Origin of the sequence: Pseudomonas sp. NLJ1, from assembly GCF_049486705.1 — a bacterium.
Taxonomy (GTDB): Bacteria; Pseudomonadota; Gammaproteobacteria; order Pseudomonadales; family Pseudomonadaceae; genus Aquipseudomonas; species Aquipseudomonas inefficax.
Window position 1 is genome coordinate 784,580 of record NZ_CP137735.1, and the last position, 11,136, is coordinate 795,715.

An 11,136-nucleotide genomic window follows, 5' to 3' on the forward strand; every position below is an offset into this window, starting at 1 on the left:
GCCGATTCTCCTGATCAGACTGCGCTGGCTTCGTCGCCGCTGCCCTGCCCTTCGCTGGCGCTGGCATGAAGGGCACGCCAGGCCTGGGCCGGGCTGATGCCATTGAGGTAGTAATTGCCCAACGCCTGCTCGCGGTAGATCGCCGGGTTGTGCGAAGCCAAGGTGCGGGCATTGCGCCAGTGGCGATCGAGGCGCCGGGCATTGCTGGTGGCCGATGCGCCCCCGACTTCGAACAATAAGGTGCTCGCTTCCAGCACTTGCGGCAGCCCAACCTGCTGCGCCTGGAAGGCATGGATCTCGGCGTCGGTGTAAAGCTGCTCGGCCACCTCGCCGTGCTGCCCGGCTTCGAACACCGCCTGCAGGCTCTGGCCCACGGCGGTGACTTGCGCATCGGCAGCGAAGGCCAGGCTCGACAGGCGGCCGATCACCGCCTGCACCCGCGGGTCTGCGGCCGGCTGCGACTGCCCCGGCACGCCAAAGGCGCGGGTACGGCCCTGGACGAACGCTACGGCATCGGCCAGTACCGCATGGCCGATACCCGCCAAGGTGGCCAGATGCACCGCCTGGTAGAACGCGGTCAGGTACGACTCGGCGCGCAACTCGCCCTTGGCGAAACGGCGCAGCACATGTTGCGGCGGCACGCTGACCCGGGTGAAACGGGTGGTGCCGCTGCCGGTCAGGCGCTGGCCGAAGCCGTCCCAGTCGTCGATCCGCTCAACCCCCGGCGCGCGGGTCGGCACCACGAGGCTGACAAAGTCGTCGCCGTGGTTGGCCACTGCCGCCACCCAATCGGCGTACAGCGTGCCCGTGCAGTAATACTTTTCGCCGTCCAGGCGGTAACCACCCTCGTCTTCGCTCAACTGCACGGTATTGCCGGTACTGTCGGTGCGCTCGGCCATGGCCGCGCCCCACAGCTCACCGGCGACCACGCGAGCGAACCAGTAGTCCTGAGAGGCGGCGTCACCGGACGACAGCCGCCCCTCGACGAAGCCGAAGTGAGCACGGAAGATCTGCGGCAGGTTGGAGTCGGCTTGCCCCAGACGCACCAGCTGGCGCAGCAACTGCGGCAAGGTTGCGCCTGAGCCGCCGTGGCTGCGCGGCACGCGCAGGGCGCCGAAGCGGGCCTCGCGCAACCAGGCCACCGGCTCATGGGCCAGGGTGCGCTGCTGTTCGCGGGCCACCGCGCCTTCGGCAATTCGCGCGTAGACCGGCGCGAAACGCGCATCCAGTTCGGCATCGGTAATCGTGGTTTGGCTCATGATGGTTCCTTTTTCGTGAATTCAGACGCGTGCGGTGCGCGGGTCGATGGCCTGGGTCGCCAGGTCCACCAGCAGGTTGACCAGCACGTAGATCGCTGCCGCCAGCAGGGTGACGCCGAGCACCAGTGGCACGTCCTTGCTGGCGGTAGCGTCGAGCATCAAACGGCCAATGCCTTGGCGGCCAAACAGCAGTTCCAGCACCACGGCACCGCCGAGCAGGCTGGCGAACACGTAGCCGGCCAGGGTCACCAGCGGCACCAGGGCATGACGCAGGGCGTGGCGCAGGCGCACAGCGATATCACCCATGCCACGTGCACGGGCCTGGGTGATGAAGGGTTGTTCCAGCACCTGCTCCAGCGACTGGCGCAACACCTGGGCGAGCACCGCCGCGATCGGCAGCGCCAGGGCCAGGCTCGGGAGTACCAGCGAGCGCCAACCGCCAGACCCGGACGGCGGCAGCCAATGGAAGTGGAACGCGAAGGCCAGCAGCAGCACGGTGCCGATCACGAAGTTTGGGGCCGACGACAGCAACAGCTCGATGCCCGACACCACCACCCGCAAACGCCGCCCGCGGTTAGCGGTGAGCAGCGCCGAGGCCACCGCCAGCAGCACCGCCAGCACAGCCGCGCTGCTGGCCAGCGCCAGGGTCGCGGCGGCCTGCTCGCCAATCGCCTGGCCGACCGGTATGCGCAGCCGGTACGACTCGCCCAGGTCGCCCTTGGCCAGGCGCGCCAGGTAGTGGCCGTACTGCACCCACAGCGGTTGGTCGAGGCCGTACTCGGTGCGCACCTGCGCCAACAACGCTTCGCTCGGCATCGCATCCGGGCCGCCGAGAATCGCCAGGGCGGTGTCGCCACCGCTGTGTTGCATGCCGAGAAAGGTCAGGCTGGCCGCTGCCCATAGCACGACCACACCGTCACGCAGACGGCGCAGCAAGATCGTCAGCAGTTTCATGGTTGCTCCTTGGCCAGCCACACGCTGGTGAACAGGGGAACATTGTGCGAACCATCGAACAGCACGCCGCCGACCGCATTGCGGTAGGCCAGCAGCATCTGGCTTTCCACTGAAGGCACAGCCGGCACTGTCTCGCCCAGGCGCTGCTGGGCCTGGCGATACAGCTCGCGGCGTTGCGCCGGGTCGGTGCTGCGCCGGGCGGCGCCGAGCAGCTGGTCAAGGGTGGCGTCACGGAAGTAGCCGACGTTCTGACCGATCATTCGTGTGCTGGGGATGGATTGGCTGTGGTAGAGGATGTACAGGCCATCGGCCGTGTTGGTGTGCCAGTAGCCGCCGCCGATGGCGTCGAAGTTGCCGCGGTAACGCAGCTCCATGACCTTGCTCAGCGGCAGCAACTCGATGCGCAGGTCGAAGCCGACCTTGCGCAGGTCCGCCTGGGCCGCCACCGAGACATTGGCCGGGAACGCCGGATTGTCATAGGTCAGCAAGGTCGCCCCGAGGCGCTGGCCCGCACGGCTGCGATAGCCTTCGGCATCACGCTCGGTCCAGCCGGCTGCGTCGAGCAAGCGCCCGGCTTCGGCCGGGTCGAAGGCCAGGGTGTCGCGGGCCACCGGGTCATAGCCAGGCGTATTCACGGCAAGGAAGTCCCCCTTGGCCAGGTATTCGCCGAAACCGGAAATCCATGCCAGGCCATCACGGTCGATGGCCTTGGCCACTGCCTGACGCACCCGCACGTCATCGAACGGCGAACGTTCGACATTGAAGGTGATGCTGCGCGACGGGTTGCCCTTGCGAATGCGATTGCGCAGGGTCAGTTGCGGGTTGGCGCGGATCGCCGCGGCATTCTGCGCCGGTGCATCCAAGGCCATGTCGTTGTCGGCAGCTTCCAGCGAGGTGTAGCGGATCATCGCTTCGGGCACGTAGCTCAGCTCGATGCCATCCAGATACGCCTCGCCCTGGTGGTTGATCGCCGTCGGCGCCCAGTTGTACCCCGGGCGGCGAACAAAGCTGGCACGCTGGTCGCGCACCCAGCCGGTCAACACAAACGGCCCGGTGCCGATGGGCTGACTGGCGATGGTCTTCGGCGCCTCGAGGATCTGCCGTGGCGAGATCATCCCCAGCCAGGCCTGCGACAGTACATCGAGAAACGGCGCATAGGGCGCACGCAGGGTTGCCTCGAATGTGTACTCGTCGACCACCCTCCCCTGCAGGTATGGCGCGATATAGGCGGCGGCCAGTGGCGACTTGGTCGTCGGGTCGCGCATGTGTTCGAGGTTGACCCGTACCGCCTCGGCGTTGAAGCGCTCGCCATCGCTGAAAGTGACGTCGTCACGCAGGTGGAAGGTGTAGGTCAGGCCGTCGGCGCTGATGTCCCAGCTTTTCGCCAGCCACGGAGTGAGGGTGCCGTCTTCGGACTGGTACACCAGGCAATCGAACAGGATGCGGCCCATCCACTGCATGTTGCCATTGGACAGCGCGTGGATATCGAAGCTGCCAGCGTCGCTCGCCGCCGACACGCGCAGCGTGCCACCGCGATTGCCGGGTTGCTGCTCGACGAAATCGCTGGCCGGGTAGCGCATCACGCCGTTCACTTCGCTGAGCGCTTCGCCCTTGAGCGGCGCCTGGCTCTGCGCGGACATGGCGGGTGAGCAGGCGACAACCAACAGTGCGCTGGCCACCAGGCATGTATTGAATAATCGAGAATTCAGCTGCACAACGGGCCCTTTATATAGACGGCTACATGAAGGGCTATTGCAGTTGTCGTGCCAGCGCTAACACAGCGCATTCGTTGAGGTTAGTTCAATCCGCCTGACGCATTAACCATACAAACTGTTTCATCCCTGTTGCGCTGACAACATCCAACCCTTTGGGCTGCGCTGTCGCGCAGATAACTGAAATTGCAAGCAACCCGCGTCCCCTGTGGGAGCGGCTTTAGCCGCGAAGAATCCAACGCGGTGCATGGCACCGGCTACGCCGGTGTTCGCGGGCATGCCCGCTCCCACAGGGATCGCCCAGCTTTTAGAAATTGAGTAAGACAGTTGCTCCCACAGGTTGCGCCATAGCATTCGGATATTTGGATATAACCTGCACTGTTCCGCAAACAACAGGGGCGCAACAAAATTTGCTGTTTTATTCAGCACTTCACACTAAAACTTTGCCCACACCCCCAAACTTCCGGCCTTTCGCCAGCTGGCACAGAAACTGCTCTCACATATTCCGACAGGCCTGACTATTCCCATAGAACGCCGAGGACCTACGATGACTTGCAAGGAATTCAACGATGCGTGCGATTCAACCCCATCCACTGCGCCTGGCCATCCGCCACGCCGCCCTGGCCACTGCGGCCACGGCCCTGCTGGCCCCGGTCACGGTACTGGCCGCTGAGCAAACCCTGGGCACGGTGACCGTGCAGGCTGCCAAGCAATCCGAAGTGCAACAGGCCGCCAGCGCCCTCGCCGAGGTGCCCGGCGGCACCAGCGTGGTCGACAGCGAAGAGGTCGCCAAAGGCCGCACTGCCACACTGCAGGACACCCTCGGTTACCAGCCCGGGGTATTCGTGCAGTCCACCGGCGGCAACGACGCTGCGAAGATCTCGATCCGCGGCTCCGGTGCCAATACCTCGCCCGGCTATTTCCGTGAGGGCATCAAGTTCCTGTTCGACGGCCTGCCGCTGACCGGCCCTGGCGGCACACCCTACGAATTCCTCAATGCCAGCGGCGTGAACTACACCGAGATCCTGCGCGGCGCCAACGCCTTCCAGTATGGGGCGCTGACCCTCGGCGGCGCGGTCAACTTCGTCAACCACAGTGGCTACAGCGCCCCTGGCCTGCGCGTGCGCGCCGAAGCCGGTAGCTACCACTACCAGAAGCAGAGCATCAGCTACGGTGGGGTCGAGGGCGACCTGGACTACTACCTGCAGGCCGACAACTACCGCAACGAGGGTTTTCGCGACTACAGCCTGTCGAAGAGCTCGGGCATCGTCGCCAATGCCGGCTACCGCTTCAGCCCCAAGCTGGAAACCCGGCTGCTGCTGCGCTACCGCGACGAAACCCACAACGACCCCAGCGCCACCACCCTCAACGCCGCGCTGCACCACCCGCGCCGTGCCAGCGCCACCGCCGAGAGCAGCGGTGCCGGTGCGCGCCGCCCGGGCAGCATCTGGGTAGGCAGCAAGACCACCTATACCTTCGACGACGATGCACGGCTGACCTTCGGCCTGTCGTATCACGACTATCGCCATACCAACAACCCGCGCAGCCCGAGCAACCCCAGTTACTGGGACTGGCACGACCTCGGCCTGCTGTTGGGCTACGATCGCGTCGACTACCTGTTCGGCCACGAAAGCCGCAGCAACATTGCCTTTACCTCGACCCAGCACCTGCGTGGCGGGGTGAACTCGGCCAATGACGACAAGCTGTCGCTCAAGCAGGTCAACTACAAGGATTCGTTCGACCGGGTGATTGCCCTGGGCAACGATATCAACCTGGTCGACAACCTCTGGCTCACCAGCGGCGTGTCGTTCATCAACGTGCGGCGCAAGATCAACATCGACCACGCGGTAAACCCCAACACCACCACCTTCCCGCAGCACGTGGACTACGACAACTGGAGCGTCGCCCCGCGCATCGGCCTGCGCTACGAGTTCAGCCCGAACCTGCAGGTATTCACCAACTTCAGCCGCAGCATCGACCCGCCTGCTTCGTGGGAATATTCGGGCTCCGGCCCGGCCCTGCCTTACATCCGCCCGTTGGTGGAGCAGAAGGCCAACACCTTCGAGGTCGGAATCAAGGGCTCGCACGGCATCTTCGATGGCAGCCTGGCCCTGTACCGCTCGTGGATCCACGACGAGCTGCTGAATGTGCAGATCATCCCCGCCACGTCATCGTCGGCAGCGGTCACTGGCGCCTTCAACGCCTCACCAACCATCCACCAGGGGGTCGAAGCCGGCCTCAACACCCGCCTCTGGGAAAACCCTCAGGGCGACCTGGTACGCTGGCGTCAGGTGTACACCTACAACGACTTCTACTACCGGCATGACGACACGTTCGGCGACAACCAGCTGCCGGGCGTGCCCAAGCACATCTACCAGGGCGAACTGCAGTACCAGGACCACAGCGGCTGGTACACCGGAATCAACGTGCAGTCGGCCTCGCGCACGGCAGTGGACTACGCCAACAGCCTGTATGCGCCGTCGTACACCATCTGGGGGGCGAACCTGGGGTATGAGGCGCCGAAGGGCAACTGGAAGGTGTCGCTGGACCTGAAGAACCTGGCGAACAAGGCATACGTGACGGCAGTGACGCCGGTGTACAACGCGCGCGGGCAGGACACTGCGTCGTTCTGGCCGGGAGACGGGATTGGTGCATACGTGGGGGTCGAATACAGGTACTGAGCAGGCGGCCACGCGCTTGATGGCACGTCCGCTGTGCATTCGAAACCGAGCGCCGTCCCACGGTGCTCGGTTTCGAGGAGCGCTGTTCGCGCCGAAGGGCTTCGCAGGGTAAATGGAAAGGTTTCAGCATTGACCTGAATCAATCAAACGCCATGGGCGGTGTTGTAAACAGCACACCGAACATACGGGAATGAAGTTTGATGAGCCAGTCCAACCAGGCAACCAGAATTATCTGCAACAATCTTGAACTGGCCGATCAGTTGCGCCAGTTGCTGGCGCCTATCGCACCTGATTGCGAGGTGCTGAGCACGCCTGACAATTGCAGTGCCGTACCGCTTTGTCGCTGGCTCGGTGAAACACAGTTGGGCTCGGCTGGGCAGGTACAGGCTGCACTGCTGGATGCCACCGAGGTGCTCGCACAGACCCGACACGCCTTCAAGTCCCGCGAACTGGGTTTGCTGCGGCGACGCTTGGTTGCATTGCTGGATAAATTGTCGGAAGATCCCCAATGATGTAAATGTGCCATCACCAGGTTCCGCCCTGCGGGAACCGGCTTTGCCGAGCAGGATAATAGGCCTGAAAGACGAAGCGCCGTGGCAACAAGTTCTCGAGCAGAACTTGTTGCCACGGCGCTTTTTTTTGTTCAGCACAAAGGAATCTTCTCCAACACCGGGGGATGTGAATGAAGGTGACAAAAGACCTCGAGGAACTGCTCAAGCGTATCCGTCTGGATCACGCCGAGATTGTCGAACGCTTTCGTTTTCTTGACTGGAGCGGCGAAGATGCCAGGCGACTAGGCGCAGCAGCTCAGTACATGGCCCCGTCCCAGCAGGCTTTCGTCGACCATCTGTACCGTCACCTGGCGGAATTCTCCACGCCGTCTGCGTTGCTTCGCACACCGGAGGTCACCGCCCGCTTGAAGCAGAGCCAGGCTGAGTATTACCAGTGCCTGTGGGGCGGCCCCTACGATGAAACCTACGTCAACGGCCGCCTGCGCATCGGTGTGATCCACCAGCAGATCGGCCTGGAGTTGAAGTGGTACCTCGGCAGCTATCGCCTGTACCTCGACGACATGCTCGAAAGCGTGTTCGGCGACAGCCCGGATGCCACGCTCTATTCAAGCCTGTTGAAGGCGGTGTTCTTCGACATGACGCTGGCCATCGATACTTACAGTGCGGCCCAGCACAAGGCGCTGGAAGACAGTGAGGCGCGCTTCGCCCGCGCGCTGCGCGGTGCCAACGACGGGCTGTGGGACTGGCATGTCGATCAGGATCGGCTTTACGTTTCGGAGCGTTGGGCCAGCATGCTCGGCCTCAGCCGCGATAGCATCGGCGAGAGCAGTTCCAGCTGGTTCGGTCGCGTACACCCGGACGACCTGCCGGATTTTCGCCATGCCATCGATGCCCATCTTCAAGGGCAGACATCCTCCGTTCACCATGAGTACCGGATCCGCAAGCACAACGGTGACTACATCTGGGTCCTGGTGCGAGGGGTCGCCGAAATGACCACCCCTGGCGAGCTGCGCATGGCTGGCTCGCAGTCTGATATCAGTGCACGCAAGGATGCCGAGCAGCGCCTCCAGCATACCGCCCAGCATGACCCGCTGACCGGCCTGGCCAACCGTATCCGGCTTGACGAGCAGATGCAGAAGACCTTCAGGAAGCAGCGCAAGGGCGGTGACTACGAGGCGCTGCTGTTCATCGATCTGGACCGCTTCAAGCTGATCAACGACAGCCTCGGCCATAACGTCGGTGATCGCGTGCTGGTGGAAGTTGCAGCGCGCTTGAAAGAGTCGCTGCGCCCCACGGACCAACTGTTCCGCTTCGGCGGCGACGAATTCATCGTCCTGCTTCACGACCTCACCTGCGACCGCGACGCCGAGCAGATATCCCAACGCATCCTCGACAACCTGCATCGACCGCTGCACATGGACGGCCGTACCCTGGTGGTCAGCGCCAGCATCGGCATCGCGCCATTGCACGACGATGGCAAGGCCCTGGATGTCCTGCAGGCTGCCGACCTTGCCCTCTACCGAGCCAAGTCCGCCGGCAAGGCGCGGTTCGCCCACTACGACGAAACCTTGCAAGACACCGCACAGCAGCATCTGGAACTGGAGTCGGCGCTAGGCCAGGCATTGCAGCAGAATGAATTCGAACTGTACTACCAACCCATCTATCACCTGGGCCAAGGGACACCGCTGGTGACCGGCGTCGAAGCGCTACTGCGGTGGCGCCATGGCGAACGTGTGATCTCGCCACTTGAGTTCATCCCTGCGCTGGAGGAATCCGGAGAGATCATCCGCGTTGGCGAATGGGTACTGCGCCAGGCCTGTCAGCAGACCCGGGCCTGGCAACTGGCCGGGCATGAGCGCCTGCGCTGCTCGGTGAACATTTCCAGCACCCAATTGCAACAGGCCGACTTCACCCTCCGGCTGATCGATATCCTGCAAGAAAGCGGCCTGCCTCCCGCCAGCCTGATCCTGGAAATAACCGAAAGCCAACTGATGCATGACGACATGGACACATTGGCCTGTCTGCACGAGTTGACCAGCCTTGGTGTCCTGCTGGCACTGGACGATTTCGGCACGGGTTACTCCTCGCTTGGCTACCTTACGCGCTTTCCACTGCACATCCTCAAGCTCGACAAGAGCTTCATCACCGGCGTCCCTTACGAGAACAAACAGAGCGCGATCAGCCAGGCGATTATTGTTCTCGGCCGTAGCCTCGGCCTGGAAGTAGTGGCTGAAGGCATCGAGAGTTCCGCCCAACTCGAATTCGTGGTCGGTGAAGGCTGCCACTACGCCCAAGGTTACTGGTTCAGCCGGCCACAACCCGCCGCCCAGATACAACACCTGCTCAGCACAGAGGACCGTTTCGAGGGAAGCGCAGTTGCGCGGCGCGTACCAGTCAGTTCAGGAGAAAAACAATGAAAACCAATCTTCCGGTCAGTGGTCGTGCCGTCGAATTCAGCGCAAACGCGAACATTCTTTCGACAACCAACCCCAAGGGCGCCATCACTTACGTCAACCCCGACTTCATCAACATCAGCGGGTTCAGTGAAGCCGAACTGCTTGGCGTCAATCACAACATCGTGCGCCACCCGGACATGCCGCCGGAAGCCTTTGCGCATCTGTGGCAGACACTCAAGGCTGGGCGCTCGTGGATGGGGCTGGTAAAAAATCGCTGCAAAAATGGTGACCACTACTGGGTCAGCGCCTACGTCACGCCGATGCAGCGCAATGGCGAAACAGTGGAATACCAATCGGTTCGCACGCTACCGGCCAAAGCGCTGGTACAAGCCGCAGAACATGTCTATGCGCAGTTGCGTAGTGACAGAAAGGCCAACTGCCTGCGTATGTCACGGCTATCCGTGGGCATGCGCCTGGCACTCGCCAGCACTGGCGTGAACCTGCTGTGCTTTGCTGCCTTGGGCTCGCTGGGCGCGTTGGCCTGGAGCCATGCCGCCCTCTCCATGATGCTGTCGAGCTTGCTGCTCGGCGGCCTGTTGCGCTTCAGCCTGCGCCCCCTCGACGCCCTTGCGCACAAAGCCAGGAAGATCGCCGACAACCCTCTGAGCCAGATCCTCTACAGTGGCCGCCGCGACCAATTTGGCCAGATCGACTTCGCCCTGCAAATGCTCGAAGCCGAGACCCGGGCAATAGTCGGACGCATTGCCGATTCGTCCCGCCAGTTGAGCAAGGAAGCCGAAGCGCTCGTGTCTGCAGTGGACAACAACAATTGCGCGACCCTCCGGCAGCAGGGAGAAACCGCCCAGGTAGCCAGCGCAATAACCCAGATGGCCAGCAGCGTGCAGGAAGTGGCGCGCAACGCTCAGCTCACTGCCAGCGCCGCGAACCTGGCCAATCAGGAATCCGACCGCGGCCACCAACTGGTCGAGCAGACCCGCCAGCACATTGATAGCCTCGCCAGCGAGGTGCAACAGACCAGCATGGTGATTCATCAACTGGAACAGCATGGCAATGAAATTGACCGCGTGCTCGAGGTCATTCAAAGCATCGCCGAACAGACCAACCTGCTGGCCCTCAACGCCGCCATCGAGGCTGCCCGCGCCGGTGAGGCCGGCCGCGGTTTCGCCGTGGTCGCCGACGAGGTGCGCGGGCTGGCTTCACGGACTCAGCAATCCACCGCCCACATCCAGGGCACCATCGAAACCTTGCGCCGCTCCACGGGTAATGCCGTGCTGGCGATGCAGCGCAGTCACAGCAAGGCCGAGGTCAGCGTCGAACAGGCACTGCTGGCTGCCCGGGCGCTGGACGGGATCACCCAGCGCGTCGATGAGATAAGCGGCATGAGTGTGCAGATCGCTGCCGCAGTAGAGGAGCAGAGCGCGGTGGGTGACAGCATCCAGTGCAACCTGGCCGATATCAGTCAAACCACCCAGAAAAGCGTGCTTGCCAGCAACCAGAGTCGCACCACTGCCGCCCACGTCGCCAAGCTGGCCGAGCGCCTGCAACTGCTGTCGGCGCAGCTTTGGGGGCGCCAGCGCCACGGGTGACGGGTTCGCACCTTA

Annotated in this window: 7 protein-coding genes and 1 pseudogene; 5 read left to right on the forward strand and 3 right to left on the reverse strand. The window is 63.2% G+C overall.

Translation table 11 applies throughout. The features are described from left to right. Window positions 1-14 precede the first annotated feature (14 nt). From R9B85_RS03565 to R9B85_RS03575, 3 genes are read right to left on the reverse strand one after another with little or no spacing between them, the layout of a single operon-like run. The gene (locus R9B85_RS03565) at window positions 15-1,259 is read right to left on the reverse strand and encodes an acyl-CoA dehydrogenase (RefSeq protein ID WP_423770841.1); all 1,245 of its coding nucleotides are present in this window, start codon (window positions 1,257-1,259) and stop codon (window positions 15-17) included. Between the two features lie 21 nt (window positions 1,260-1,280). After that, window positions 1,281-2,213 (reverse strand): ABC transporter permease, encoded by a 933-nt coding sequence (locus tag R9B85_RS03570; protein WP_112252892.1) that lies wholly within the window; start codon window positions 2,211-2,213, stop codon window positions 1,281-1,283. Continuing rightward, window positions 2,210-3,853 carry an ABC transporter substrate-binding protein gene (locus R9B85_RS03575; RefSeq protein ID WP_112252893.1) on the reverse strand — a complete coding sequence of 548 codons (1,644 nt, stop codon included), beginning with the start codon at window positions 3,851-3,853 and terminating at the stop codon, window positions 2,210-2,212. The genes R9B85_RS03570 and R9B85_RS03575 overlap by 4 nt, the downstream gene beginning before the upstream one ends. Window positions 3,854-4,494: 641 nt before the next feature. Here R9B85_RS03575 and R9B85_RS03580 point away from each other — a divergent pair. From R9B85_RS03580 to R9B85_RS03600, 5 genes and pseudogenes are all read left to right on the forward strand, one after another. Next, window positions 4,495-6,606, forward strand: coding sequence for a TonB-dependent receptor family protein (locus tag R9B85_RS03580; RefSeq protein WP_423770842.1), 2,112 nt, complete (start codon window positions 4,495-4,497; stop codon window positions 6,604-6,606). Window positions 6,607-6,806: 200 nt separating this feature from the next. Continuing rightward, window positions 6,807-7,118 carry a hypothetical protein gene (locus R9B85_RS03585; RefSeq protein ID WP_112252895.1) on the forward strand — a complete coding sequence of 104 codons (312 nt, stop codon included), beginning with the start codon at window positions 6,807-6,809 and terminating at the stop codon, window positions 7,116-7,118. 170 nt (window positions 7,119-7,288) lie between these two features. After that, window positions 7,289-9,535 (forward strand): putative bifunctional diguanylate cyclase/phosphodiesterase, encoded by a 2,247-nt coding sequence (locus R9B85_RS03590; RefSeq protein WP_112252896.1) that lies wholly within the window; start codon window positions 7,289-7,291, stop codon window positions 9,533-9,535. Beyond that, a pseudogene (locus R9B85_RS03595) lies at window positions 9,532-9,861 on the forward strand (PAS domain-containing protein); the annotation flags it as partial. The gene R9B85_RS03590 and the pseudogene R9B85_RS03595, both read left to right, overlap by 4 nt. A gap of 120 nt (window positions 9,862-9,981) precedes the next feature. Beyond that, window positions 9,982-11,121: a methyl-accepting chemotaxis protein gene (locus R9B85_RS03600; RefSeq protein WP_423771054.1), complete on the forward strand. Its 1,140-nt coding sequence runs from the start codon at window positions 9,982-9,984 to the stop codon at window positions 11,119-11,121. Window positions 11,122-11,136: the final 15 nt, after the last annotated feature.

Excerpts from the sequence above, each read along its gene's own strand:
- R9B85_RS03565 (WP_423770841.1), bottom strand. The coding sequence starts at position 1,259 with ATGAGCCAAACCACGATTACCGATGCCGAACTGGATGCGCGTTTCGCG.
- R9B85_RS03570 (WP_112252892.1), bottom strand. The coding sequence starts at position 2,213 with ATGAAACTGCTGACGATCTTGCTGCGCCGTCTGCGTGACGGTGTGGTC.
- R9B85_RS03575 (WP_112252893.1), bottom strand. The coding sequence starts at position 3,853 with ATGTCCGCGCAGAGCCAGGCGCCGCTCAAGGGCGAAGCGCTCAGCGAA.
- R9B85_RS03580 (WP_423770842.1), top strand. The coding sequence starts at position 4,495 with ATGCGTGCGATTCAACCCCATCCACTGCGCCTGGCCATCCGCCACGCC.
- R9B85_RS03585 (WP_112252895.1), top strand. The coding sequence starts at position 6,807 with ATGAGCCAGTCCAACCAGGCAACCAGAATTATCTGCAACAATCTTGAA.
- R9B85_RS03590 (WP_112252896.1), top strand. The coding sequence starts at position 7,289 with ATGAAGGTGACAAAAGACCTCGAGGAACTGCTCAAGCGTATCCGTCTG.
- R9B85_RS03600 (WP_423771054.1), top strand. The coding sequence starts at position 9,982 with ATGCGCCTGGCACTCGCCAGCACTGGCGTGAACCTGCTGTGCTTTGCT.